Below are 25,197 nucleotides of genomic sequence, written 5' to 3'. Positions count from 1 at the left end.
CCGTATAAACTGCGGCCATGAATGCAAACATCATCCATCACGGCGCAGTCGACGGGGTGACGGGATCGTGTCACCAGCTCTTCATCGATGACATCAACAGCCTGTTGATCGACTGCGGCCTGTTCCAGGGCGCGGAGACGGCGCCGGACGGTGCGGCGGCGCAGGATCGGCTGGAGATCGGTTTTCCGCTGGAGGCTGTGCGGGCCTTGGTGGTGACCCATGTGCATATCGATCACGTGGGGCGGATTCCGTGGTTGCTGGCGGCGGGTTTCAAGGGCTTGATCCTGTGCAGCGAGCCGTCGGCCAAGCTGTTGCCGGTGGTGCTGGCGGATGCCTTCGCGTTCGGGGTGAGCCGCGATGCGCGGCTGGTGGAGCGCTATCTGGAGATGGTCGAGCAGCGCATCCGCCCGCTCAAGTGGAATACCTGGTACCGGGTTTTCGATGGGAATGGGGCAAAGGGGGCGGGTTGCCGGATTCGCTTGCAGCGCGCCGGGCACATTCTCGGTTCGGCCTATGTGGAGGTGGAACTGACGCGGGCCGGCGGCGCGGTGAGGCGGGTGGTGTTCTCGGGCGATCTGGGGGCGCCGTTCACGCCGCTGCTACCGGCGCCACGCTCGCCTGAGGCGGCGGATGTGGTGGTGCTGGAGAGCACTTATGGAGACAAGATCCACGAGAACCGCCACGATCGGCGCCGGCAGCTGCAGACGGTGGTGGAGAAGGCGCTCGGCAACGGTGGCACGGTGATCGTGCCGGCTTTCAGCATCGGCCGTACGCAGGAGTTGCTCTACGAGTTCGAGGACATCCTGTACCAGCAGCGGCGCCAGCCGGGGCCCCATGCGGCAAGCTGGGCGAGCTTGCCGTTCTATCTGGATTCACCGCTGGCCGGACGCTTCACGCGGCTGTATGGGGAACTGCAGCCGTTCTGGGACGAGGAGGGGCTGGCCCGTGTGCGTGCCGGCCGCAAGCCGCTGGCCTTCGAGCAGCTGACGGGGATAGAGGATCATGTGGAACACGAGGCGACGGTGCGCCGCCTGGCCCGCAGCGGCGAGCCGGCGGTGGTGATCGCGGCCAGTGGTATGTGTGCCGGCGGGCGGGTGATGAACTATCTGAAGGCGATGCTGCACGACCCGCGCCACGATGTGCTGTTTGTCGGCTACCAGGCGCGCGGTACGCCGGGCCATGCGATCCAGACCTACGGGCCGCAGGGCGGCTATGTGGAGATCGATGGGGAGCGCGTCGGGATTCGGGCCGGCATTCATTCCCTGTCCGGCTATTCGGCGCATGCGGATCAGAACGATCTGGTGCGCTTCGTCACCCGCATGCTGGTGTTGCCGGCGGAGGTGCGTCTGGTCCATGGCGAAGCCGCGGCCCGCCACGCGCTGGCCGAGCGGCTCGTCCGTGAGACGGAGGGGCGGGTTGCGGTGGTGAACGGCGGGGGATGAGGTGTATCCCCGGCGCGGAGGCTCAGTGCAGGTCGTCCTTGTCCGGCGGAACGGGCAGGATGGGGATGCCTTCTTCCAGCAGTTCGATCATGTCGCTGGGCTTGGCCTGACCGCGGATGGCCCGTTCTTCGGCGTCGCCATGGTGAATGCGGCGGGCTTCCTCGACGAAACGCTCGCCGACGTCCTCGGACTGCCGGGCGGCGGTACGCAGGGCTTCGATCAGCTTGGCTGCGATGGCCTGCGGGTCCGGCTCCGCGACAGGCGGCCGGGAGTGGGACGAGGTCTGCACGTAGGGCGCGGAGGGCAGCCGCCTGACCTGGTGAGTGCCGCAGTGGGGACAGCTCACCAGATTTCGGGCGAGCTGGTTTTCGAAGGCGTCGCTGGAGGCGAACCAGGCTTCGAAGCGATGGCCCTGCTCGCAGCTGAGGTCGAGGACGATCACGGCGCGAAACGGCTGACGCCGGCAAAGGTGGTGCCCGGAACGGGAATCGAACCCGTAGGCTGCGAAGAGGCGGATTTCGAGTCCGCAAAAATGTGGGTCATTGTGCGTCCATTCATTCTTTATGAGGCTGATGCTCGCCGCTGTGTGCTTGTGTGGCTGACAGCCCTTCCGCTTCAACCCGACGAGCCATGGCGACTGCATCCCGCAGATTCAGTTGCAGCATGGCTTGCCCGCCGACGTAACCCGCCAGGGCGCTCGTTGCACGTTGCTCGATTTCGTCGGCGCTTGTCAGGCCGAGTCGAACCAATGCTGCAATGTCCTCTTTGTCGTTGTCGGCGAAGCGGGAGATCTTGCTTACGGCAAGATCAACGGGCGAAAGGACGTGCACGCGAAGCTGATCCACGCCGAGATCTACCGGAATGGCGTCATCCAGGTAGTCCTCGTGCAACAGTGCAAAGGTCGAGTTGTAATTGGTGTCGAGATAGACGACCTGCTGGCTTCCATCCTCCAGCGTGACCTCGACCATCAGATCATTCGGAAGATGGATGCGTCCCCCGAATTCCGCGTCTACATCGGTCGTGACGCGATTGGCCGTGTAGAGATGAACGGCCATCCCACCCGCCAGGTACACATTTACGGGGCTGCACAGTGACAGCCGTTCTGCAAGTTGCTTGAACAACTCCCGCAATCCCTCCGCCAGGGCCGTGTGGGTATGAAACATCTGGTTGGCCGACATGGCTTCAATGCCTGTAGAACTGGTGTGTCAGCATGTCCCGCAAGCGAGGCAGGCTGAAAATCCAGCCCTTTCTGACGACATCTGCCGGAGCCAGTCTTTCGTTCGGATGCAAGGCGAAATACTGCTCGCTGGCTTGCAGCAAGCACCTGGATTCGACGGGAAATCGAGACTGGACGACCATCGCCGCCAAGCGGAACACATTGGCCTCGCGCTGGTCCTGGGCCGATTGCGCAGCTTCTCGTGCAACGGAAGAGCACCGGGCGAGCAGCGCGGATTCCACATCTCTGGCGGTCACTGCCTTACCCTCCGATCACGACGAGTAATTACGATCTTCTCGATCATAAATAACAACGGCCCCGTGAGGGGCCATTGCTTGGTGTTGGGTGGTGCCCGGAACGGGAATCGAACCCGTAGGCCGTGAGGCGGCGGATTTTAAGTCCGCTGTGTTTACCAATTTCACCATCCGGGCTGTTGGGTTTATTTCTGCGGCTGCTCGGGCAGCGTGATGTTCACTTCGAGGATCTCGCAGTTGTCCTGCTTTTCGAGCTGGACCTTGATGTCGTCGAGGCCGACATTGACGTACTTGGAGATGACTTCGATGAGTTCCTTCTGCAGCGCGGGCAGGAAGTCCGGTGCACGGTTGCTGGTGCGCTCGTGGGCAATGATGAGCGACAGGCGCTCCTTGGCTACCGCGGCGGTCTTGGGCTTCGAGCCGAAAAAGTAGGAAAGGAGGGACATCTTACTTGCCTCCGAAGAGTCGCTTCAGGATGCCGGGCTTTTCATAGCTGACGAAGCGCAGCGGGCGGTCTTCACCGAGGAAGCGGGCTACCACGTCCTGATAGGCGAAGGCGACGTCGCTGTCCTTCAGGTGGATGGCGGGCGTGCCCTGGTTGGAGGCCTGCAGGACGTCGTCGGATTCGGGAATCACGCCGATCAGCGGCACGCGCAGCAGCTCCTGCACGTCCTTGTAGGACAGCATTTCGCCTTCTTCGACGCGCTTGGCTGCATAGCGGGTGATCAGGAGGTGTTCCTTGACCGGTTCGCGGCCTTCGATGGCGCGGCGGCTCTTGCTCTGCAGGATGCCGAGGATGCGGTCGGAGTCGCGCACCGAGGAGACTTCGGGGTTGGAGACGACGATGGCCTCGTCGGCGAAGGTCAGCGCCATGACGGCGCCGCGCTCGATGCCGGCGGGGGAGTCGCAGACCACGTAGTCGAAGCCCTGGTGGGAGAGATCCTTCAGGACCTTCTCGACGCCTTCCTCGGTCAGCGCGTCCTTGTCGCGGGTTTGCGAGGCGGGCAGGATGAACAGGTTGTCGCAGTGCTTGTCCTTGATCAGGGCCTGGCTCAGGTTGGCTTCGCCATTGATGACGTTGACCAGGTCGTACACCACCCGGCGTTCGCAGCCCATGATCAGGTCGAGGTTGCGCAGGCCGACGTCGAAGTCGATGACCGCGGTCTTGAAGCCACGCAAGGCCAGCCCGGACGAGATGCTCGCACTGGTGGTGGTCTTGCCGACGCCGCCCTTGCCGGACGTGATTACGATGACGCGTGTCACGGGATCCCCTTAAATAGTGGTGTCGCTTCAGTGGTCGTTCTGAAGCGGGGTGATTTCGAGAGTATGTTGGTTGTCCGAGCCGATGAGGCGCACCTGGGCGGCACGCCCGGCGACGTTTTGCTGGATGCCGCGTTCGAAGGTGCGGTACACCCCGGCGATGGAGACCAGCTCGGGACCGAAATTGGTGCTGAAGATGCGGGCCGATGTGTCGCCCCGGGCGCCGGCGAGGGCGCGGCCGCGCAGCGGGCCATAGACGTGGATGCTGCCGTCGGCGATGACTTCCGAGCCGGGGCTCATGCCGGCGAGCAGCACGAGGTCGCCGCCCTTGGCGTAGACCTGTTGGCCGGAGCGCAGCGGGCGCTCGACGATCAGTGTGGGGGCCACGGAACTGCCGGTAGTCGGCTGGGCTTCGGCAACGGGTTCCGGCGCAGGGGCCGGAGCGGGCGCCGCCACGGGTTCGGGTTGGGGCGCCGGCGCTGCGGGTTGCGGCGTGGCGACGGGCCTTTCGGCCGACATGCCTTCCTGGCCGAGCATCGCCAGGTTGGCGCGACGGGCACCTTCGTGCAGGTGTCCGGGCAGGTGGCGCACGCCGATGGGCTGCACCTGGTAGCGCCGCAGCAGGCTGGTGATGGCGGTCCAGTCCACCCAGTCGGGGGCACCAGTCAGTTGGGAGAAGTCGAGCACTACCGGTTCGCCGGCAAAGAAGTCGGGCATGCCGCCCATCATCATGTGCATGGCGTCGGCGAGACGCACGGCGTCCGTCTCCCTGACGTAGGCGGTCATCACCGCCAGGCTGGCGCCTTTGAACTCGATCAATTTGCCCTGGGAAGCGTCGGCCATAGAAGATCTGCTGCGTGAGTGCGGACTAAAGCCGTGGAAGTCTACTTTTCGGCAGGGTTTCGGGCAAGTCCGCGGGTGCAAGGGGTTGTGTCAGTGAAGGGTGGGCGGTTCGTCGAACAGCGCGCCGATGTCGTCCGCACTGAAGCGGTATTCGTGGTTCGACAGGTCGTCGTGGATCAGCACTTCGCCGTGTTCGGCCAGCATGGACTCCAGTTCGGCACGGCCGAGGGAGCGAAGCATGTCGCGTACCTTGTCCCAGTCCTGTGGCCAGTCGTGCGTGACTTCGCGGGCGTCCAGCAGGCGCACGGTTTCCTGGTGGAAGAGGCGCAGCAGCACTTCGTCGGCGGGCAGGTTGAGCAGTTCTTCGGGGCGGATCGTCGAGGCCAGGCGGGTGACGCGGTCCCAGCCGTCGGCGTCCTTCTTGTCGGCGTCCGGCAGCTTTTGCAGGAACAGGCAGGCGGCGGCGTTTTCCGATGCGGCGGTGTGCAGCGCGGCGGGTTGCTGTTCGGACTGGGTCAGGTAGTGCTCGAAGATCTCGGCGACGCTGTCGCCCTCGATCGGCACATAGCTCTGGTACGGGTGGCGCAGGCCGGGCATGTCGAGGCTCAGCAGCAGCTGGCCGTCGCCGAGCAGGTCGGCGATGCCGTGCTGGCCGGCGGCTTCGGGGGTGGCCTTGGCGTAGCCGCGCAGGTTGAGGGCTTCGTTGATGTCCACCACCAGCAGGCTGACCGGGCCGTGGCCCTGCAGCTGGATGGTCAGGCGGCCGGCCTGCTTGAGGTTGCCGCCGATGACGCTGGCGATGGCGCTCATGGCGCCGAGCAGGTCGCGGACGTTGGCCGGGTAGTCGCGGTTTTCGAGGATACCTTGCCAGACGTCGTCGAGCTTGACGACGGCGCCGCGGATGTCGAGGTCCTCAAGCAGGAAGCGCTGGATGTAGGAGTTGCTCATTCCGGGGTTCCCGTCGCGGTGAGGAAGCTGGTGTACAGGGTGGTGTCGAGGCCGACCAGCAACTGGCCGCTGTCGGTCTCGATGACCGGGCGGCGGATCAGGCTGGGAAATTCCTGCATCAGCTGCACAGCGGCGCTCTGGGTCTCGATGGCTTGCTGCTCGGCGGACAGCTTGCGCCAGGTGGTGCCGCGGGTATTGACGAGGCTCTTCCAGCCGATGGCCTTGCTCCAGGCGTGCAGCTTGCCCGAGTCGATGCCGGACTTCTTGTAGTCGTGGAAGGTGTAGGCGACGCCATGTTCGTCGAGCCAGGCGAAGGCCTTCTTCATGGTGTCGCAGTTTTTTATGCCGTAGATCGTGGTCATCGGGAAAACAGCGCGACGCCCCGGAGGGCGTCGCTGGAAAATCAAACAGATGGAACGGATTTTAGCCGTCCCGGAGTGGGCGCGGGCTTATTTCTTGAGGGCCTTGGCGAAGGCGGAGGCCAGCGAGCCGGCGAGGGCTGGTTCGCGGTTCGGTTTGCCGGCCGGGCGCTGGCCGCCGCGCGGTGCGTCGCGCCGGTCGCCGCCGGGCTTGTGGCCGCCGGCCTGGGGCTGGTCGCCCATGCGCATGGTGAGGGCGATGCGCTTGCGGGGCAGATCCACTTCGGTGACCTTCACTTTCACGACCTGACCGGCCTTCACGATGGTGTGCGGGTCCTTGACGAAGCGGTCGGACAGGGCCGATACGTGGACCAGGCCGTCCTGATGGACGCCGATGTCCACGAAGGCGCCAAAGTTCGTGACGTTGGTGACCACGCCTTCGAGGATCATGCCGACGGCGAGGTCCTTCAGGTCCTCGACGCCTTCCTTGAAGCTGGCGGTCTTGAACTCGGGGCGCGGGTCACGGCCGGGTTTGTCGAGTTCCTTCAGGATGTCCTGCACGGTGGGCAGGCCGAAGCGTTCGTCTGTATAGCGCTCGGCCTTCAGCTGGCCGATGGCGCGGGCGTCGCCCATCAGGTCACGGACGTTCTTCTGGATGTCGGCGAGGATGCGCTCGACCACCGGATAGGCTTCCGGGTGCACCGCGGAGGCGTCGAGCGGGTTGCTGCCGCTGGTGATGCGCAGGAAGCCGGCGGCCTGTTCGAAGGTCTTGGGGCCGAGGCGCGGCACGTCGAGCAGCGCGGCACGGTTGGGGAAGGGACCGTTGGCGTCCCGGTGGGCGACGATGTTGGCGGCCAGCGTGGCGTTGAGGCCGGAGATGCGGGTCAGCAGGGCGACGGAGGCCATGTTCACGTCCACGCCGACGGCGTTCACGCAGTCCTCAACCACTGAATCCAGCGCGCGGGCCAGGCGGGTCTGGTTGACGTCGTGCTGGTATTGGCCGACGCCGATGGACTTGGGGTCGATCTTGACCAGTTCGGCCAGCGGATCCTGCAGGCGGCGGGCGATGGAGACGGCGCCGCGCAGGCTGACGTCTAGGTCCGGGAATTCCTTGGCGGCCAGTTCGGACGCCGAATACACCGAGGCGCCGGCTTCCGACACGACGATCTTGGTCATGTGCAGCTCGGGGCGCAGTTTGATGAGGTCGGCGGCGAGCTTGTCGGTCTCGCGGCTGGCGGTGCCGTTGCCGATGGCGATCAGCGACACCTTGTGCTTCTCGCACAGCTTGGACAGGGTATGCAGGCTGCCGTCCCAGTCGCGGCGCGGCTCGTGGGGGTAGATGGTGGCGGTGTCGAGGAGCTTGCCGGTCTGGTCGACGATGGCCACCTTGACGCCGGTGCGCAGGCCGGGGTCAAGGCCCAGGGTGGCGCGGGCGCCGGCGGGGGCGGCGAGCAACAGGTCCTTCAGGTTGCGGCCGAAGACGCGGATGGCTTCCTCTTCCGCCTGCTCGCGCAGCTGGCCGAGCAGTTCGAGTTCCAGGTGCAGGGAGATCTTGACGCTCCACGCCCAGCGCACGGTTTCGCGCAGCCAGGCGTCGGCGGCACGCCCCTGGTCCTTGACGCCGAAATGGCCGGCGATGCGCCCTTCGCAGGGGTTGGGGCCGGGCGTGCTGCCGTCGGTGGGGTCGGAGTCGAGGGCCAGTTGCAGGCGCAGGAAGCCTTCGTTGCGGCCGCGGAACAGGGCCAGCGCCCGGTGGGACGGCACGGTGCCGATGGCTTCGCGGAAGTCGAACCAGTCGCGGAACTTGGCGGCGGCCGGGTCGTTTTCCTTATCGGCGATCACCGTCGAGGCGACGACGCCGTGATCCTGCAGGTATTCGCGCAGCTTGCCGATCAGCTCGGCATCCTCGGCGAAGCGCTCCATCAGGATCTGGCGGGCACCGTCGAGCACCGATTTGGTGTCGGCGAAACCGGCTTCGGCGTTCAGGTAAGCGCTGGCTTCGCTTTCCGGCACCAGGGTCGGGTCGGCCAGAAGCGCATTGGCGAGGGGTTCGATGCCGGCTTCACGGGCGATCTGGGCCTTGGTGCGGCGCTTCTGCTTGTAGGGCAGGTAGAGGTCTTCGAGGCGCTGCTTGGTTTCGGCGTTTTCGATGGCTTCACGCAGCGCGGGGTCGAGCTTGCCCTGCTCGTCGATGCTGGCGATTACCGCGGCGCGGCGATCCTCCAGTTCGCGCAGGTAGCCGAGGCGTTCTTCCAGGTTGCGCAGCTGGGTGTCGTCCAGGCCACCGGTCACTTCTTTACGGTAGCGGGCCACGAAGGGCACGGTGGCGCCTTCGTCGAGAAGCTGCACGGCAGCGAAAACCTGACGGGGCTGTACACCTAGTTCGGCGGCAATGCGTTGTTCGATCGGCAGAAGCATGGACGGGGGAAGGCCTCAAAAAGGGCGCATGGTGCAGAAAGGCAGCCGCGCCTGCAAGTCCGTAGCCGGTGGAGTTTCCGGTAAAATCTCACGATTATCCATGTCGCGCAGACTGCCGTTTTCGCGTACATCCAGTCGGAGCGCCCCTTGGGGCGACCCGATACAGCAGGAGAGCACACCGCATGAATCCCAAGATTGCCGCGCTGACGCTGGCGCTGGGCCTGATGATGGCCGGAGGCGAAGCCTCTGCCGCCCATCACCAGGCCAAGGCCGGTGCTCACAAGGCAGCCCCGGCTTCCAAGCCGGAGGCCAAAAAGACCGCCAAGGCCGGAAAGTCTTCCGAGGCCAAGGCCAGCGCATCCAAGAAAACCTTTTCGACCAAGTCCGCCTCGGGCAAGGCCGCCAAGGCCGAAACGCCGCGCCATGCGGTGAAATCCGGCAAGGCCGGCCACCACGACAAAGCCGCGGTTGCCGAGAAAGGCGGCAAGGCGGGCAAGGGAAAGGGCAAGGCCGAGCGTAATGACCGCCGCCATCACGGCAAGGCGGTTCGGGAGGAGCGGACGCCGCAGGTCGCTGCACCCCTTTCGCCGGATGCCAAGGCGGCTGCCAAGGCTGCCGCGCTGAAGACCGTCGAGTCCCGCGTCGAGCCGCCGAAGCCGCCTAGCCGCAGCCATGGCCGCGCCATCGGGCGGGAGGCCTATGCGCCGATGGCGGGGCGCGAGGCATTGGGGCGTGAGGCCTTTACGCCGAATTCGGCACCGCTGCCGCCGGCGGAGCGTCGCGCGGCGATTCCGGTGCCGCCGCCGGCCGTGTCCAGTGGGCGCCAGAGCGTGGTGATTCCCCCGCCGGTCAGTGCGCCGGCCCCTGTTGCGCCGACGGCCGTTGCGGCGCCGCGTCCGGCTCCTGCGCCCCAGGTTCATGCCGTACGTGCGCCGTCCAGCTTTTCCAGTGGGGAAATGTCGGCGGCGGAAGCGGCGGCTGCCGCGGCCGCCGCGGTCAATGCGCCGGCTGCGCCCGCTCAGGCCCCGGCTCCCGCTCCCGTTCCCCGTGCGGTCCTTGCGCCAACTGTGCCCGTGAGTGTGCCGCAGGCGCCGCCTGCGAGTACTGCCGTGTCTTCCGGCAATGCGCCGCTGGCAGTGACGACACCAACGCCGTCACGTCCGGTGCGGGGCGCTTCGCGGGCTTATGCGATGGATGGTGCGACCTTCTATCAGGGCGGTCGCAAGATCCGGGTCCAGGGGCTCGATGTACGTGAGCCCGGCATGACCTCCGAGCATGCTACCCAGCGCCTGCAACGGGCGCTGGATTCGGGCAGCGTGACGATTGAGCCGGTGGAGATGGATGGCTCCGGCCATACCCTCGCGATCGTCCGCGTGAATGGCCGCAATGTGGCCGATACGGTGCGGGCGGCCAACTGAGCGCTCCCAGGGCTGGGCGGCGCCCAGCCCACCCCCGCGGGGACAAGGAAAGCTGGGGCTGCCCGACGTTTTCTTTTCTTGAGGCCGCTGCTTCTTACATTGCGATGAGGGTCTGCCGGCCCCACCAGTTGGTGCCGGCAGCCAGCTCGACAGGCTCCTTCACCGCGGCGGCTTCGACGCACAGCATGCGGCGGAAGCCGTCGGCAGGCATGTCGGCGAGGGCCGCGCACTTTTCCTCCCACGGATTCCAGATCACTATATCGGGGAAGTTCTCGGTGTGGATGCCCATGGCCCGGTGATCTTCCCGTACCAGCAGCGTGCGGGGCGCGCCGTGATACACGCGGTCCACTTCACTGTCGATGGCGAGGCCGACGCCGGTTTCCTTCTTGATCCGGTCGCCGTCGGCGCTGTCCCGGTATTCGAGCCCGCGCAGGCCATCGACGCTCAAGGCCTCCACCTCGCGTACCTTCAGGTAGGTGTGCAGGGCGGCGGTGAAGTGGAACGGCGTGTCGCCGGTGTTCTCCACTTCCAGTTCCATGTCGAGGCGGTCGCCGCCGATGGAAATGCTCATTTCGGCTGCAAACGCGTGCGGCCACAGGGCGCGGGTGGCGTCGTCGTCGGTGAGGCGCAGCGTGGCGACGGCGTAGTCCTTGCCGGCGCGGGTGCTGGAAACAGCCCAGCGACGGTTGCGGGCGAAGCCGTGCTTGGGCAGGGGGCCGAGGCCGGCGAACTGCGGGAAGCACACCGGCACGCCGCCGCGGATGGCGGTGCTGCCGTCGAAGACGGCCTTGGGGCTGAGATAGAGACGGTCTTCGCCGCCGGCGGGTGTCCAGGACAGTACATGGGCGCCGAACAGGGAGATCAGGGCGACAGCGCCGTCCGGCGTCTGCAGCTTGAGAACGGGCTGGCCGTGCAATTCGGCGGTTTCGATCTGGTCGGTCATGTTTCGCGGGCCGGCCGCGTGGGGCCGGCGCTTCAGTGTTACAGAGGGCGCGATGATAACGCGGCGACTTCCCGGTGGCGGAAGCAGTCGGTGGTGTGATCGTTCACCATGCCGGCGGCCTGCATGAAGGCGTAGCAGATGGTTGTGCCGACGAAGCGGAAGCCGCGTTTCTTGAGGGTTTTGCTGAGCTGGTCGGACAGTGGTGTGCTGGCTTGGGCGTCGGCAAGGCTGCGCAGCTCGTTGTGGATCGGCTGGCCGTCCACAAAGCGCCACAGCCATGTGTCGAAGCTGCCGAACTCGGCCTGGATGTCCAGGAATGCACGGGCGTTGTCGATGGTGGAGGCGACCTTCAGGCGGTTGCGGACGATGCCCGGGTTGGCGAGGAGGGCGGCTTGATCGGCTTCGGTGAAGCGGGCCACTGCGGCCGGATCGAAGCCGGCGAAGGCCTGGCGGTAGTTCTCGCGCTTGCGCAGCACGGTGATCCACGATAGCCCGGCCTGGGCGCCTTCGAGGGTCAGGAGTTCGAACAGGGCTCGGTCGTCGTGCAGCGGCACGCCCCATTCCTCGTCGTGGTAGGCCTGGTACAGGGGGTCGTCCCCGCACCAGGCGCAGCGGATGGGCTGGCTGGCGTTGTTCATCGTCAGCCCTGCAGGGTCAGGATGCCGTGCTTGACGGTGTTGTCTTCCGGGTCGTTGGTCAACACGAAGCCCAGACTGGCGACGAATTTCAGCATGCGTTCGTTGTTCGACAGGAATATCCCGGTCATCGCGTGCAGGCCGCGGTTGCGCGCGGTCTCGATCAGCACGCCCATCAGGCGCCGGGCGAGGCCGCGGTGCTGCCAGTCCTCGGCGACTACGATCGCGAACTCACAGGTCTCGCCATCCGGATTGACCGCGTAACGGGTCACGCCGATTTCCACTTCGACTCCGTCTTCCTCGATGGTGGCGACGAAGGCCATTTCCCGGTCATAGTCGATCTGCGTGAGGCGGGCCACCATTGCCGGCGGCATCTCACGCAGGGTGTTCATGAAGCGCAGGTACTTGGTTTCCGGCGACAGCTTGCGCACGAACTCGATTTCCAGATCCGCATCTTCGGGCTTGATCGGTCGTACGGTGATCTCGCCTTCCGGCATCGAGATCTTGGTGATCAGGTGCGACGGATAGGGGTGGATCGCCATGTGGTCATAGCGGTCGGCGGTGGGGGCGATGTTGTCCACCACGATGCGCGCATCGACGGCGACGGCGCCGTGCTCGTCTACGATCAGTGGGTTGATGTCCATCACGCGGATCCACGGCAGCTCGCAGACCATTTCGGAGATGCGCAGCAGCACGAACTCCAGCGCCTCCATGTTGATCGGCGGCATGTTGCGGTATTCGCCGAGCAGCGTGGATACGCGGGTGGACTTGATCAAGTCCTTGACCAGGTAGTTGTTGAGCGGCGGCAGGGCGACCGCACGGTCGGCCTGGATCTCCACGTGGGCACCGCCTTCGCCAAAGGTGATCACCGGTCCGAAGATCGGGTCGCGGAAGGAGCCGACCATCAGCTCGCGGCCGTAGGGCTTGATGACCATCGGTTCGATGGCGACGCCATTGATGATGGCGTCCGGGCGCTTGCGCTTCACTTCCTCCAGGATTTCCTGGTAGGCGGAGCGTACGGCGGCGAGGCCGCTGAGGTTGAGGCGCACGCCGCCGGTGTCGGCCTTGTGGGTGATCGACGGCGAGTCGATCTTCATGGCCACCGGCAGGCCCAGTTCTTCGGCTAGCACCATCGCCTCGGTGGCAGAGCGGGCGACGACGGTCTGCGCGATGGGAATCCGGAAGGCCGCCAGCAGGGCCTTGGATTCCATTTCGTTGAGGTTCTTGCGTCTCTCGGACAGGGCCGTTTCGATGACCAGGCGGGCGCTTTCCACCGACGGTGGGTTGAGGTCGGAGGACAGGGAGCTCGGCGTCTGTACCAGCAGTTTCTGGTTTCGGTAGTAAGCCGAGATGTGACCGAACAGCTCCACCGCCGGTTCCGGCGTGCGGAAGGTGGGAATGCCGGCAGTCTCGAACAGCTTGCGCCCCTCACGCACTTGCTCCTCGCCCATCCAGCAGGTGAACACCGGCTTGTCGGCAGCCCGTTCGATCTCGATGACCTTTTGCGCGACTTCGGTGGGGCGGGCCATGGCCTGGGGGGTCAGGATGGTCAGCACGCCTTCCACGTTCTCGTCGGCCAGCACGATGTCGAGGGTCTTGCTGTAACGCTCGGGGTCAGCATCGCCGATGATGTCCACCGGATTGCAGTGGGACCAGTTGGCCGGCAGGATCTCGTTGAGCTTGGCGACCGTGCCGTCGGACAGGGTGGCCAGTGGAATGCGCAGGTCGGCGGCGCGGTCGGCGGCCATCACGCCGGGGCCGCCGCCGTTGGTGATCACGGCCAGGCGGTTGCCGCGCGGGCGGAAGTGGGAGAACAGCGCGTTGGCGGCAGCGAACAGCTGGCCCATGTTGTACAGGCGGATCACACCGGCGCGGCGCAGTGCTGCATCGAACACCGCGTCCTCGCCGACCGTGGCTCCGGAGTGCAGAAGTGCGGCGTGGGAGCCGGCCGGATGACGCCCGACCTTGATCAGCAGCACCGGCTTGACGCGGGCCGCGGCGCGCAGCGCGCTGACGAAGCGGCGCGCGTCCTTGATGCCTTCTACGTATAGAAAAATGCTCTCGGTGCGAGCGTCCGAGACCATGAATTCGAGAACCTCGCCGAAGTCGATGTCCACCGAGGTACCGAGGGATACGACCGACGAAAAACCGACGTTGTTGGGCCGGGCCCAGTCGAGGATCGCCGAACAGAGGGCGCCGGACTGGGAGATCAGGCCGATGGAGCCCTTGATGGCACCGCCGTGGGCGAAGCTGGCGTTGAGGCCGAGTTCGGGGCGCAGCACGCCCAGACAGTTGGGGCCGAGCAGACGGATGCGGTGGCGCCGGGCGTTTTCGACGGTGTTCTTCTCGAGCATGCGGCCGCGCGGACCGGCGTCGGAGAAGCCCGACGGCAGCACTACCACGGATTTGCAGCCGGCACGCCCACAGGCGTCGACGATGGCCGGCACGCGGTCGGCCTTGGTGGTGATGACGGCCAGGTCAAGGCGCTGGGGGATGTCCTCGACGCTCTTGTAACAGGGGACGCCCAGCACTTGGTCGTACTTGGGATTGACGGTGAACAGCTTGCCCTTGAAGCTGGCCTCCAGCATGTTGCGGACGAGAATGTTGCCGAGGGACAGCTCTCTTTCGCTGGCGCCGATGATGGCCACGGAGCGGGGCTCGAAGAGGGGCGTGAGGTAGTGCTGTTCGTTCATGATGGGTACTCGGGTGAGTGCGAATCGTGCGGCTATTGGGTTGCCGTTGCCACGGGGCTTCGGGGCGTCTGGGGCCGGGCCGGATTTTACCCTGCGGTGGGGATACTGGTATTGGTAATCCTACTGATTTATTGCGTTGCACAACGAAAGCTGTGATCTAGGTCAATTTGTGTGAATTCAATTTGTTGCGCGCATGCAACGCTTACCCGGAAGGCATGCGTTCGGGGTGTGACACGAGGATGTGAGGTGTCGTGACCCGGAGCGTCCCGCAGGCACGAATTTCGTCGAACATGAAAATTCGTGCCAATTTTATTTGACGAGCTTCCGATAGGTGTGTACTATTCGCGGCTCTCGGGGTGTAGCGCAGTCCGGTAGCGCGCTTGCTTTGGGAGCAAGATGTCGGGAGTTCGAATCTCTCCACCCCGACCAAAGCTTGACCCGAGTGCCCGCGGCGAACTGCCCGTAGCTCAACTGGATAGAGCACCGGCCTTCTAAGCCGGGGGTTACAGGTTCGATTCCTGTCGGGCAGGCTCTTTGGAAGTTTCAAATCGGCGATTTCGATCGACGATTGCCAGTGGCGGCATTAGCTCAGTTGGTAGAGCACTGGATTGTGATTCCAGGTGTCACCGGTTCGATCCCGGTATGTCGCCCCAAGTATAAGAAAACCCGCTGATTCGTCAGCGGGTTTTCTCGTTTACGGCGCCGGCGGCGTGAAGTTGGGGCGGTGCTGTCTTTTCCGCATCGAATGGCTCAAGCCGATTGCATCTTCGCCGTTAATCAGCCACTACAGTCTGCCTGCTCCAGAGAGTCCACATGAATGCGCCAGAACCGAATTTTCACGGGATTGCTCCGCGGACCGGCGAGCTTGCCCGTATCGTCCGGGTCAATGAGGAGATCAAGGCCATCGTGGCGACGGCCTTCCGCATCAATCTGATGGCCCTCAATGCGATCTTTCTCGCCAAGCGGGCGGGTAATGCTGCGCTCGGGTTCGGTGTGCTGTCCAATGAGTTGCGGCGCTTCGCCCAGGATCTGACCCGCCACATGGCATCCCTGAGGGAAATGACTTCCGGTTCGGTCGGGAGTGTCACCGGTGTCGTGCAGCAGCAGCGTATTGCAGCGATTCTGGCGGAGGCCTTGAGGCTCAGCGGTGACGGTGTGCCGGGTGCGCGGGAGGCTCGCAGGCGTGGTGCCACGCGGCTTGCTGAGCAGCAGGTGCGCTTGCGTTCCCTCGATCTGCGCTTGCGTGCGGCGGTCGAGGAAACCCAGCAATTGGTCGAACTGGGTGGTGTGCTGGCTCGTTCTGCGAAGATCGAGGCGGCCTATGGCGGCAGCTTCAGTGCTGCATTGATGCAGGTCTCGACGGATTTTGCCGAGGTGATCGCGCAGATCAAGCGATCCCTCGAAGTTCTCGGCAAGGAACGCCTCGTAAAGGATTAGGAAACCCATGAAGCAGGCCCATTGCATCTACCAGGACGAGGATCACCGCTGGCTGGCGATCGCGCGGGATACCACCAAGCCTGGTTACATCATCGATACCAATGAATATGTGGTCGTTCACGGGGAGGAGGCCCTGCTGTGCGATCCGGGTGGGATCGAGATCTTTCCGTCGGTGTTCTCCGCCTTGTCGGCGGAGTGCGATCCGACGCGCCTGGCGGGCATCTTCGCGTCCCACCAGGATCCGGACATCATTTCCTCGCTGGCCTTGTGGCTGGAGTTCAAGCCCGACCTGAAGTGTTATACGAGCTGGTTGTGGCAGAGTTTTCTGCCCCATTTCGGCGGGCAGGATTCGACTTTCGTACCGATCCCCGATTCGGGCGTGACGATCCGTCTCGATGGTCTTGAGCTGCAGGCGATTCCGGCCCATTACCTGCATTCGTCGGGCAATTTCCATCTGTACGATCCGAAGGCCAAGATCCTGTTCTCGGGCGATGTCGGCGCAGCCCTGTTGCCGGCGGATCATAACGAGCTGTATGTGCAGGACTTCTCCCGCCACATCCGCCATGCGGAAGGTTTTCACAAGCGCTGGATGGGCTCGGACCGGGCCAAGCGCGATTGGTGCGAGCGCGTCTCCCGCCTGGAGATCGATATGCTGGTGCCGCAGCATGGGGCTATTTACCAAGGTGCCGACGTGCAGCGATTCATCAACTGGTTCGCCGCACTGGAAGTGGGCGTGCTGCGCAGCTAAAGTGTTGCGGCCCCGTTTTTGCGGGGCCCGCCGGCAGCCGGAGCTTTGCCGCGGAACAATGGAGGCGCGGCATGTATCTGGCTCTCAAACATTTTCACATCACCTGCGTGGTGCTCAGCGGCTGTGGCTTCGCCTTGCGGGGCTGGTGGTCGTTGAGCGGCTCGCCGCTGTTGCGGGCCCGTCTGGCGCGGGTGCTGCCCCATATCGTCGATTCCTGCCTGCTGGCCAGTGCGCTCGGCCTGGCCTGGATGGCCGCCCAATATCCCTTCGTGCACGCTTGGTTGACGGCCAAGGTGCTGGGCTTGCTTGTCTATATCGGGCTGGGGAGTGTCGCGCTGAAGGCGACGCGACCGCGTGTGCAGCGCGCCGCGGCTTACGTGGGTGCGCTGGCGACGCTGTCGTGGATCGTCTCGGTGGCGGTCAGCAAGAATCCGCTCGGCTGGCTGGCCTGGCTGTGAGGCCGGGCGCCGGCGGTGCTCAGGCTGAGTGGTGGTTGAGCAGGCGCTTCAGGCCCGGCGTATCGAGAATGCGGATGTGCTTCTGCTGGACGGCGACCAGGCCTTCTTCCTGGAAGCGGGAGAAGGCGCGGGATACCGTCTCGAGTTTGAGGCCCAGGTAGGAGCCGATCTCGTCGCGGGTCATGCGCAGGTGGAATTCCGACGGAGAGAAGCCCCGTGCAGTGAAGCGCTGGGACATGTTCAACAGGAAGGCCGCCAGCCGCTCCTCTGCGCGCATTGAGCCGAGCAACATCATCACACCATGGTCGCGGACGATCTCGCGGCTCATGATCTTGTGGAACTGGTGCTGCAGGCTCTCCACCGTCCGTGACAGCTCTTCGAGCCGGTTGAAGGGGATCACGCAGACTTCGCTGTCTTCCAGCGCAATCGCGTTGCACGAATGGTGTTCGGTGCTGATGCCGTCGAGGCCCAGGACTTCGCCGGTCATCTGGAAGCCGGTCACCTGGTCGCGGCCGTCCTCAAGGATCACGTCGGTCTTGAACGAGCCGGCACGAATCGCGTAGATCGCCTCGAAGTTGTCGCCGGAGCGGTAGAGGTGCTGCTGCCGCTTGATCTTGCGGCGGCTGCCGACGAGCTCGTCGAGCTGGTCGATCTCATTGGGGTCGAGGCCGAAGGGAAGACACAATTCCCGCAGATTGCACTGGGAACACGCGACCTTGATGTCCACGACCGTCACCGGAATCACCGATTTCATCTGCACGCGCAATCACCTGAACTGGATGGTTTTACCAACGTTTGGAGCCCTTTGATCCACGTCAATACTGTTTTGGATCGATTCTGCGATTGTTCAGCGCAACCAACAGAAGTGCACCATGAACACGACACAAAAAGACCTGATATTCGATCCCGAGCTCATTCGCAAATTTGATGTGAATGGCCCGAGGTATACGTCGTACCCGACCGCTGACCGCTTCGTCGAAGCCTTCAACTCCGACGCCTTGGAGCATTGGCTCGGGAGACGTACTGTCGGCGGAATCGGCAAACCGCTTTCATTATACTTCCACATCCCCTTCTGCAATACGATCTGCTACTACTGCGCGTGCAACAAGATCATCACCAAGGATCACGGTCGCTCCGCCAAGTATCTGGATTATCTTGAAAAAGAAGTGGACATGCAGGCGGCCAAGCTCGACGGGTCGCGGGAAGTGCTGCAACTGCACCTGGGCGGCGGCACGCCGACCTTCCTGTCCCACGACGAACTGCGCCGCCTGATGGGCATGGTCCGCAAGCACTTCACGCTGGTGCCGGACGGTGAGTATTCCATTGAGGTCGACCCGCGCAAGGTGGACGAAGCCACCGTTGCGTTGCTGGCCGAACTCGGCTTCAACCGCATGAGCGTTGGCATCCAGGATTTCAATCCGGACGTGCAGAAGGCGGTCAACCGCATCCAGAGCGAGGAAGAAACCAAGCTCGTCATCGACGCGGCGCGGGCCCATGGCTTCAAGTCGGTCAGTGTAGACCTGATCTATGGCCTGCCCAAGCAGAACGTCATCAGCTTCAACCGTACCCTCGAGCAGATCCTGGCGCTGTCGCCGGATCGGTTGTCGATATACAACTACGCGCACCTGCCGAGCTTGTTCAAGCCGCAGCGCCGCATCATCGACGCGCAGCTGCCGTCCGGCGAGACCAAGCTGCAGATCCTGCAACTGGCGATCCGCCGCCTGACCGAGGCGGGCTATGTGTACATCGGCATGGATCACTTCGCCAAGCCGGACGATGAGCTGACCACGGCCCAGCGCCAGGGACGCCTGCACCGCAACTTCCAGGGTTACTCCACCTATGCGGAGTGCGATCTGCTGGCCTTCGGCGTGTCGGCCATCGGCAAGGTCGGCCCGACCTACGCGCAGAACGTGAAGACCCTCGATGAGTACTACGACATCATCGACACGGGCCGCCTGCCGGTGCTGCGCGGCATCGAGCTGACGCCGGACGACCTGCTGCGGCGGGCGATCATCCAGGCGCTGATGTGCCACTTCGAACTGTCCATCGAGTCCATCGAGATCGCTCACTTGATCGACTTCAACAAGTATTTCGCCGCCGAACTCGCCGACTTGCGCGAGATGGAGAAGGGCGGCTTGCTGAAGATCGACAAGCAGTGGATCACCGTGCTGCCTGCCGGCCGCATGCTGGTGCGGGCAATTGCGATGGTCTTCGACAAGTACCTGCGCGCCGACCGGGAGCGTACTCGCTACTCCAAGGTGATCTGAACTTCCGGCCGGCTGGCCGCTCCGAGGTGGGCGGGCTAGAATGCCGAGCCAAGTGTTGGAACGCGCCCCGTGTTGCCCACGGGGCGTTTTTGTTTGTCCAGGTTGAATCTCCATGCCCGAAACTGGCTACTTCGCAGTCTTCCTCATCGGCCTGCTCGGCGGCACCCACTGTGTCGGTATGTGCGGTGGTATCGTCAGTGCGCTGACCGTCCAGTTGCCCGGCCAGCGGCGCAGTGACTGGCCTCTGCATCTGGCTTACAACGTCGGGCGGATCAGCAGCTACACGCTGGCCGGTGCAGCGATGGGGGCGATCGGTACGGTAGGGCTGTTGTTCAACAACATCCTGCCTATCCAGCTGGTCCTGTATGTGGCCGCCAACCTGATGCTGGTGGCGCTCGGGCTCTACCTGACCGGTTTCACGCGGGCCCTGTCCGGTGTCGAGCGGCTTGGTCACAAGCTGTGGGCGCGCATCCAGCCACTGACCCGGCGTTTCCTGCCGGCGCGCAGCGTGGGCCAGGCTTTTCCCTTGGGCCTGCTGTGGGGCTTTCTACCCTGTGGTCTGGTGTACAGTGTGTTGGCGACGGCTTTGGTGACCGGCTCCGCGGAGCGTGGCGCAGGCCTGATGCTGGCTTTCGGTCTCGGTACGCTGCCCAACCTGCTGCTGGCCGGCATGCTGCTCAAGCGTCTGCGTGACGTGGTGCGGAACCGGGCGGTGCGCACAGGGTCTGGACTGGTGGTGCTGGCCTTCGGCGTATATGGCCTGGTGACGACGCCGACCCTCGGCAGCAATCTGTGGAATGGCGTGGTCTGCCATTTCTGAGTCTTTTCCTGAAAGGCGGAGCGAATCATGAAAATCCTGCTGGCCGTAGATGATTCTCCAGTTGCCCAGCGCGTCGTCGATCAGGTGATCGCGCTGGCGGACCAACTCAAGAGCGTGCCTGAGGTGCATGTGCTTTACGTGCATCCGCCAATTCCCATCGAGTTTGCAACCCGCCACGTGGCCCGTGAAGCCCTGGATGGCTATTACCGGGACGAAGGCGAGGGGGTGCTCAAGGCGCCGCTGGCCCGGTTCAAGGCAGCCGGTTTGCCGGTGACGCCGCATATCCTCGTGGGTCAGCCGGCAGATGTGGTGCTGCATCAGGCGACTTTGCTGGAGTGTGATTACCTGTGCCTCGGCCGGCATGGCCGCAGCGTGGTGGCGGATCTGTTCGTCGGCTCGGTGGCGACGCGGGTGCTGCAGCGGGCCACGCTGCCCGTGCTGCTGGTGGGCTGAGGGGAGCCGGCCATGGGGAACGAGCCAGGTGTGCGTTACGACCTGCCGGTCTCCGGAATGAGCTGCGCGGCCTGCGCGACGCGGCTCGAAAAGGTACTCAACCGATTGCCCGGTATCAGCGCCGAGGTCAATTTCGGCACTGGCAAGGCGCGGCTGGCCGCCGGGCCCGATGGGGCCGGTGCTCCGGACATTTTGGCGGCGATCCGCAAGGCCGGTTTCGATGTGGCGCCGCAGACGTTGCAACTGAGTCTGTCCGGCATGAGCTGTGCCGCTTGCGCGGCGCGTATCGAGAAAGTCGTCAATCGCTTGCCCGGTGTGGAGGGCAGCGTCAATTTCGCCGCGGAAAGCGCGCGCGTCCGCTATGTGCCGGGGCTGTCCGAGCCGGCGGCGATCATCGCGGCTATTCAAAAAGCTGGGTTTACGGCAACGCCCATCGTCGCCCGCGACCGGGAGGCCGACAAGCAGCGCAAGGAGGCCGAGTTCCGCGCCGAGCTGCGCCTGTTCTGGATCTCGGCGCTGCTCAGCGCGCCTTTCCTGGTCCAGATGATTGGCATGCTTTCCGGCGGTCTGGAGGCCTCGGCCCATCACGCGGAGTGGCTGCCGCGCTGGCTGCAGGGCCTGCTGGCGACGCCGGTGCAGTTCTGGATCGGGCGGCGCTTCTATAAGGGCGCCTGGTCATCCCTGCGCGGCGGTGGTGCCAACATGGACGTGCTGGTGGCGCTGGGCACCAGCGTTGCCTACTTCTTCAGCCTGGTCGTGGTGGTGTTCGATCGCCATGATCTGCACGTGTATTTCGAGGCCTCGGCCAGCATCATCACGCTGGTTCTGCTCGGCAAGCTGCTGGAAGCGCGGGCGCGGGCCCGTACTTCAGCGGCCATTGAGGCGCTGCTGCGTCTGCAGCCACCCACCGCCTGGGTCGAGCAGGATGGCGCGCTGCAGGAGATGCCGGTCGAGCGCGTCATGGCGGGTATGGTCTTCGTGCTGCGCGCTGGCGATTCGGTGCCGGTGGATGGCGAGGTGCTGAGCGGTGAGTCGTCGGCGGACGAGGCGATGCTGACCGGCGAGAGCGTGCCGGTACCCAAAAGGGCCGGCGACAAGGTTTTTGCGGCGACCGTCAATGGCGATGGCGTATTGCGCTGCCGGGCCACCGGTGTGGGTACAGAAACCTTGCTGGCCGGCATCGTGCGCCTCGTCGAGCAGGCCCAGGGCGGCAAGCCGGCGGTGCAGAAGCTGGCCGACCGCATCGCGGCGATCTTCGTGCCGACGGTGGTGGCGATCGCCGCGCTGACTTTCGTGGCCTGGTGGTGGCTGGGCGGCGAGCTGGCGCCGGCTCTCGTCAATGCGGTGGCGGTGCTGGTGATTGCCTGCCCCTGTGCGTTGGGTCTGGCCACGCCGACGGCGGTGATGGTTGGGACCGGGCAGGGGGCCCGTGCCGGCATCCTGGTGCGTAACGCCGAGGCGCTGGAATTGGCCGAGAAGATAGCTGTGCTGGCGGTGGACAAGACCGGCACGCTGACCGAAGGACGCCCGGCGGTGCTGGATGTGCGTCCGGTGGCAGGTGTGGCGCCGAACGAATTGCTGGCCGTTGCGGCGGCGGTCGAGCAGGCCAGCCACCACCCGCTAGCCAAGGCTATCGTCGATGCGGCGCAGGCAGCCGGCCTGCAGTGGAGCCTTGCCGACGCGGTACAGACAAGCGGCGGTAAGGGTATCAGTGGTCGTGTCGATGGGCGCGAGGTGTGGATCGGCTCGCCGGACTTCCTGGCCGGGCAGGGCGCTGAGTTGCCTGCTGACGTGCTGCAGCCCCTGTTCGCTGGGGCCTTGACGCCGGTGTGCGTGGCCGTCGATGGACGGCCATGGGGCGCGCTGGGCCTCGCCGATCCGCTGCGTGCCAGCTCCAGGGCGGCGGTGGCGCGCCTGCAGGCGCTCGGCGTGCGGGTCGTGATGCTGACCGGTGACCATCCGGCGGTGGCCGCGCGCATCGCAGCGGAGGCGGGTATCTCGGAATACAAGGCCCAGGTGCTGCCGGGCGAGAAGGCCGCAGCGGTGGAGGCCCTGCGTGGCAGTGGCCGCGTGGCCATGGTCGGCGATGGCATCAACGATGCACCGGCGCTGGCCGCGGCCGATGTGTCCTTCGCAATCGGTGCCGGTTCCGACGTGGCCATCGAGGCGGCGGACCTGACCCTGGTGCGCAATGATCTGAACAGCGTGGCCGACGCGATTTCCCTGTCGCGGGCGACGCTCGGCAAGATCCGCCAGAATCTGTTCTTTGCCTTCATCTACAACGTGCTGGGCATTCCTGCCGCGGTGCTCGGCCTGCTCAATCCGGTGATCGCCGGTGCGGCGATGGCGATGAGTTCGGTGTCGGTGGTCAGCAACTCCCTGTTGCTGCGGCGCTGGCGCCCGGGAAAAACCAACTGAAAGGAAAAACGATGGAAGACGTGGTGATCAAGGTCGGTGGCATGAGCTGCCAGGGCTGTGTGAAGAACGTGACCGGCGCGCTGTCCGCGACGCCCGGTGTGGCCAGCGTGGAGGTTTCCCTGGAGCAGGGCGAGGCGCGTGTCAGTTACGACCCGGCCAAGGTGTCGGCCAATGCGCTGCGCACGGTGATCGAGGACGCCGGCTTCGACTCGGATTGAGCGCTTTCCGTCATAAGGGTTTGTCCCAGCGTCACAAGGCTCACTTATAATACCGAGCTGTCTTATATCTAATAACGGGAGGTAGTGATATGGGTTTCGATCAGGTCAAGGCTGGCAAGGACGTTCCGAACGACATCAACGTGATCATCGAGATTTCCGCTCAGGGCGATCCGATCAAGTTCGAAGTGGACAAGGACAGCGGCGCCGTCTTCGTTGACCGCTTCATGGGCACCTCCATGCGTTATCCGATCAACTACGGCTACGTGCCCCACACGGTTGCCGGCGACGGCGATCCGGTGGACGTGCTGGTCGTGACCCCCTTCCCGCTGCAGCCGGGCGTGGTCATCCGCGCCCGTCCCGTCGGCGTGCTGAAGATGGAAGACGAAGGTGGCGTGGATGCCAAGGTCGTCGCCGTGCCGGTGTCCAAGCTGACCCCGCTGTACGACAAGGTCCAGACCATCGACGATCTGCCCGAACTGCTGATGAAGCAGACCGTGCACTTCTTCGAGCATTACAAGGATCTCGAGCCGGGCAAGTGGGTCAAGGTGACCGGCTGGGGCTCCGTCGAAGATGCCAAGAAGGAAATCCTCGACGGTCTGGCTGCCGCTGCCAAGTAAGCGCCTGCCTGCTGCGATGAACAAGGGCCCGCGTCATGCGGGCCTTTGTTTTTTTATACCGCCTGACCGGCCGCGTAGCCTGACGCCCACGCCCACTGGAAGTTGTAACCGCCCAGGTGGCCGGTGACGTCCATCACTTCGCCGACGAAGTACAGCCCCGGGACTTTCCGTGACTCCATCGTCTTCGACGACAGTTCCCGCGTATCCACGCCGCCGAGCGTGACTTCCGCCTTGGCGTAGCCGAGGGTGCCGTTGGGCGTGATCGCCCAGCCGGCCAGCGCGGTGGCGATGGCGTCCAGCTCCTTCGGGTTGAACTGGTTGGTCGGACGGTTCCAGCTGCGCTGCTCGCACCAGGCGTGGGCGAAGCGCTTGGGCAGGCGGTCGGCGAGCAGGTTGGACAACAGGGTCTTGCTGCGCGAGCGTTCGCCGAGCCAGGCGCGGACGTCTTCAGTCGGGAAAAGATTGACCGTCACCTGCTGGCCGCCGTCGCTGTCGCCGTAGTCACGAGCCTGCCAGTAGGACGACACCTGCAGGATTACCGGCCCGGATAGGCCGCGATGGGTGAACAGCAGGTTCTCGCGGAAGTGCCCGGCACCGCATTCGGCAACCGAGTCGAAGGCCATGCCGGCCAGTTCCTTGTAGATCGACAGTTCTTCCGGTGGCAGCGTCAGCGGCACCAGTGCCGGCTTGGGCGGCACGATGGCGAGGCCGAACTGCTCGGCAATCCGGTAGCCCAGCGGCGAGGCGCCGATCTTGGGGATCGACAGGCCGCCGGTGGCGACCACCAGGTTTTCGCTGCTGAAAAGGCCATGGCTGCTGTCGAGCAGGAAGCGCGCCTCGGGCGTGCTGCCGGCCGTCACCCCGTTGAGCGTGCAGGGCATTGCCCAGTGCACGTCGCCGTTTTCACATTCGGTGCGCAGCATGTCGATGATGTCCTGGGCCGAGTCGTCGCAGAACAGCTGGCCGTGCTCCCGCTCGTGCCAGGGAATGCCGTAACGGGCCATCAGATCGAGGAAATCGGCGGGCGTGAAGCGGGCCAGCGCCGAACGGCAGAACTGCGGGTTGCGCGACAGGTAGTTGGCGATGCCGACCGTCAGGTTGGTGAAGTTGCAGCGGCCGCCGCCGGAGATGCGGATCTTCTCGGCTAGCTTGGCGGCGTGGTCGAGGATCAGCACGCGGCGGCCGCGCTGCCCGGCCTGGGCTGCGCACATCATGCCCGCCGCGCCGGCGCCGATCACGATGACGTCGAAGTGAGAGCCGGCTGCAGGTGGTTTGGTGTGCGGATTCATGGACTTGGCGAGCGGAGGGAAGGCCGGAAAGGGCGGGGAGGAT

At 64.8% G+C, this 25,197-nt stretch carries 25 protein-coding genes and 5 tRNA genes; 14 read left to right on the top strand and 16 right to left on the bottom strand.

Annotated elements, in window-relative coordinates:
- Positions 1–17: 17 nt before the first annotated feature.
- Positions 18–1,442: an MBL fold metallo-hydrolase RNA specificity domain-containing protein gene (locus AC1PPK_RS22995; RefSeq protein WP_481115315.1), complete on the top strand. Its 1,425-nt coding sequence runs from the start codon at positions 18–20 to the stop codon at positions 1,440–1,442.
- Between the two features lie 22 nt (positions 1,443–1,464).
- On the opposite strand, the gene AC1PPK_RS22990 is transcribed toward AC1PPK_RS22995, so the two are convergent.
- From AC1PPK_RS22990 to AC1PPK_RS22940, 11 genes are all read right to left on the bottom strand, one after another.
- Entirely contained in the window at positions 1,465–1,884 is a 420-nt protein-coding gene (locus tag AC1PPK_RS22990) for a DUF1178 family protein (RefSeq protein ID WP_481115314.1), read from the bottom strand.
- Positions 1,885–1,912: 28 nt separating this feature from the next.
- Positions 1,913–2,012, bottom strand: a tRNA-Ser gene (locus tag AC1PPK_RS22985).
- The gene (locus AC1PPK_RS22980) at positions 1,997–2,620 is read right to left on the bottom strand and encodes a DUF6036 family nucleotidyltransferase (RefSeq protein ID WP_481115313.1); all 624 of its coding nucleotides are present in this window, start codon (positions 2,618–2,620) and stop codon (positions 1,997–1,999) included. Before AC1PPK_RS22980 ends, AC1PPK_RS22985 begins: the two co-directional genes overlap by 16 nt.
- 4 nt (positions 2,621–2,624) lie before the next feature.
- Entirely contained in the window at positions 2,625–2,915 is a 291-nt protein-coding gene (locus tag AC1PPK_RS22975; protein ID WP_481115312.1) for a hypothetical protein, read from the bottom strand.
- An 89-nt stretch (positions 2,916–3,004) separates the two neighbouring features.
- Positions 3,005–3,089, bottom strand: a tRNA-Leu gene (locus tag AC1PPK_RS22970).
- A gap of 8 nt (positions 3,090–3,097) precedes the next feature.
- Positions 3,098–3,358 carry a cell division topological specificity factor MinE gene (gene minE / locus AC1PPK_RS22965; RefSeq protein WP_481115311.1) on the bottom strand — a complete coding sequence of 87 codons (261 nt, stop codon included), beginning with the start codon at positions 3,356–3,358 and terminating at the stop codon, positions 3,098–3,100.
- A 1-nt stretch (position 3,359) separates the two neighbouring features.
- Positions 3,360–4,175, bottom strand: coding sequence for a septum site-determining protein MinD (minD, locus tag AC1PPK_RS22960; RefSeq protein ID WP_481115310.1), 816 nt, complete (start codon positions 4,173–4,175; stop codon positions 3,360–3,362).
- Between the two features lie 27 nt (positions 4,176–4,202).
- Positions 4,203–5,015 (bottom strand): septum site-determining protein MinC, encoded by an 813-nt coding sequence (gene minC, locus AC1PPK_RS22955; RefSeq protein WP_481115309.1) that lies wholly within the window; start codon positions 5,013–5,015, stop codon positions 4,203–4,205.
- 90 nt (positions 5,016–5,105) lie between these two features.
- Complete coding sequence (hslO, locus tag AC1PPK_RS22950) at positions 5,106–5,963, bottom strand: Hsp33 family molecular chaperone HslO (RefSeq protein ID WP_481115308.1); 858 nt, start codon at positions 5,961–5,963, stop codon at positions 5,106–5,108.
- Positions 5,960–6,325: an ArsC family reductase gene (locus AC1PPK_RS22945; RefSeq protein ID WP_481115307.1), complete on the bottom strand. Its 366-nt coding sequence runs from the start codon at positions 6,323–6,325 to the stop codon at positions 5,960–5,962. Before AC1PPK_RS22945 ends, hslO begins: the two co-directional genes overlap by 4 nt.
- Positions 6,326–6,412: 87 nt before the next feature.
- Positions 6,413–8,740 (bottom strand): Tex family protein, encoded by a 2,328-nt coding sequence (locus tag AC1PPK_RS22940; RefSeq protein ID WP_481115306.1) that lies wholly within the window; start codon positions 8,738–8,740, stop codon positions 6,413–6,415.
- Between the two features lie 182 nt (positions 8,741–8,922).
- On the opposite strand from AC1PPK_RS22940, the gene AC1PPK_RS22935 reads away from it, so the two are divergent.
- Positions 8,923–10,158, top strand: a complete 1,236-nt coding sequence (locus tag AC1PPK_RS22935) for a hypothetical protein (RefSeq protein WP_481115305.1) — start codon at positions 8,923–8,925, stop codon at positions 10,156–10,158.
- A gap of 94 nt (positions 10,159–10,252) precedes the next feature.
- Here the strand turns inward: AC1PPK_RS22935 and AC1PPK_RS22930 are convergent, their stop codons facing one another.
- From AC1PPK_RS22930 to AC1PPK_RS22920, 3 genes are read right to left on the bottom strand one after another with little or no spacing between them, the layout of a single operon-like run.
- Positions 10,253–11,101 carry a D-hexose-6-phosphate mutarotase gene (locus tag AC1PPK_RS22930; RefSeq protein ID WP_481115304.1) on the bottom strand — a complete coding sequence of 283 codons (849 nt, stop codon included), beginning with the start codon at positions 11,099–11,101 and terminating at the stop codon, positions 10,253–10,255.
- Between the two features lie 38 nt (positions 11,102–11,139).
- Complete coding sequence (locus AC1PPK_RS22925; RefSeq protein WP_481115303.1) at positions 11,140–11,739, bottom strand: DNA-3-methyladenine glycosylase I; 600 nt, start codon at positions 11,737–11,739, stop codon at positions 11,140–11,142.
- Between the two features lie 2 nt (positions 11,740–11,741).
- Positions 11,742–14,429 (bottom strand): bifunctional acetate--CoA ligase family protein/GNAT family N-acetyltransferase, encoded by a 2,688-nt coding sequence (locus AC1PPK_RS22920; protein WP_481115302.1) that lies wholly within the window; start codon positions 14,427–14,429, stop codon positions 11,742–11,744.
- Between the two features lie 352 nt (positions 14,430–14,781).
- Between AC1PPK_RS22920 and AC1PPK_RS22915 the strand changes: the two genes are divergently transcribed.
- From AC1PPK_RS22915 to AC1PPK_RS22890, 6 genes are all read left to right on the top strand, one after another.
- Positions 14,782–14,858 (top strand) — tRNA-Pro (locus AC1PPK_RS22915).
- 27 nt (positions 14,859–14,885) lie between these two features.
- Positions 14,886–14,959 (top strand) — tRNA-Arg (locus AC1PPK_RS22910).
- Between the two features lie 47 nt (positions 14,960–15,006).
- Positions 15,007–15,082 (top strand) — tRNA-His (locus tag AC1PPK_RS22905).
- 160 nt (positions 15,083–15,242) lie between these two features.
- Complete coding sequence (locus AC1PPK_RS22900) at positions 15,243–15,866, top strand: chemotaxis protein (protein ID WP_481115301.1); 624 nt, start codon at positions 15,243–15,245, stop codon at positions 15,864–15,866.
- Positions 15,867–15,873: 7 nt separating this feature from the next.
- Positions 15,874–16,614: an oxygen-binding di-iron domain-containing protein gene (locus tag AC1PPK_RS22895; RefSeq protein ID WP_481115300.1), complete on the top strand. Its 741-nt coding sequence runs from the start codon at positions 15,874–15,876 to the stop codon at positions 16,612–16,614.
- A 71-nt stretch (positions 16,615–16,685) separates the two neighbouring features.
- Positions 16,686–17,072: a SirB2 family protein gene (locus tag AC1PPK_RS22890; protein ID WP_481115299.1), complete on the top strand. Its 387-nt coding sequence runs from the start codon at positions 16,686–16,688 to the stop codon at positions 17,070–17,072.
- Positions 17,073–17,091: 19 nt separating this feature from the next.
- Here AC1PPK_RS22890 and fnr read toward each other — a convergent pair whose 3' ends face one another.
- The gene (gene fnr, locus AC1PPK_RS22885; RefSeq protein ID WP_481118258.1) at positions 17,092–17,826 is read right to left on the bottom strand and encodes a fumarate/nitrate reduction transcriptional regulator Fnr; all 735 of its coding nucleotides are present in this window, start codon (positions 17,824–17,826) and stop codon (positions 17,092–17,094) included.
- Between the two features lie 118 nt (positions 17,827–17,944).
- Between fnr and hemN the strand changes: the two genes are divergently transcribed.
- From hemN to ppa, 6 genes are all read left to right on the top strand, one after another.
- Positions 17,945–19,339, top strand: coding sequence for an oxygen-independent coproporphyrinogen III oxidase (gene hemN, locus AC1PPK_RS22880; RefSeq protein ID WP_481115298.1), 1,395 nt, complete (start codon positions 17,945–17,947; stop codon positions 19,337–19,339).
- A gap of 112 nt (positions 19,340–19,451) precedes the next feature.
- Positions 19,452–20,159, top strand: coding sequence for a sulfite exporter TauE/SafE family protein (locus AC1PPK_RS22875; RefSeq protein WP_481115297.1), 708 nt, complete (start codon positions 19,452–19,454; stop codon positions 20,157–20,159).
- Positions 20,160–20,186: 27 nt separating this feature from the next.
- Positions 20,187–20,612 carry a universal stress protein gene (locus AC1PPK_RS22870; protein WP_481115296.1) on the top strand — a complete coding sequence of 142 codons (426 nt, stop codon included), beginning with the start codon at positions 20,187–20,189 and terminating at the stop codon, positions 20,610–20,612.
- 12 nt (positions 20,613–20,624) lie between these two features.
- Positions 20,625–23,030 (top strand): heavy metal translocating P-type ATPase, encoded by a 2,406-nt coding sequence (locus AC1PPK_RS22865; protein WP_481115295.1) that lies wholly within the window; start codon positions 20,625–20,627, stop codon positions 23,028–23,030.
- Between the two features lie 11 nt (positions 23,031–23,041).
- On the top strand, positions 23,042–23,248 hold the full coding sequence (locus AC1PPK_RS22860) for a heavy-metal-associated domain-containing protein (RefSeq protein ID WP_481115294.1): 207 nt from the start codon (positions 23,042–23,044) through the stop codon (positions 23,246–23,248).
- Positions 23,249–23,337: 89 nt separating this feature from the next.
- Positions 23,338–23,865: an inorganic diphosphatase gene (ppa, locus tag AC1PPK_RS22855; protein WP_079432957.1), complete on the top strand. Its 528-nt coding sequence runs from the start codon at positions 23,338–23,340 to the stop codon at positions 23,863–23,865.
- Positions 23,866–23,918: 53 nt separating this feature from the next.
- Here ppa and AC1PPK_RS22850 read toward each other — a convergent pair whose 3' ends face one another.
- A complete protein-coding gene (locus tag AC1PPK_RS22850; RefSeq protein WP_481115293.1) occupies positions 23,919–25,154 on the bottom strand; it encodes a BaiN/RdsA family NAD(P)/FAD-dependent oxidoreductase in 1,236 nt (411 codons plus the stop codon).
- Positions 25,155–25,197: the final 43 nt, after the last annotated feature.

This window comes from Zoogloea sp. JDB1 (genome assembly GCF_056724025.1).
The sequence above is the reverse complement of the archived record's forward strand: the minus strand, read 5'-3'. Positions and strand labels throughout refer to the sequence as shown.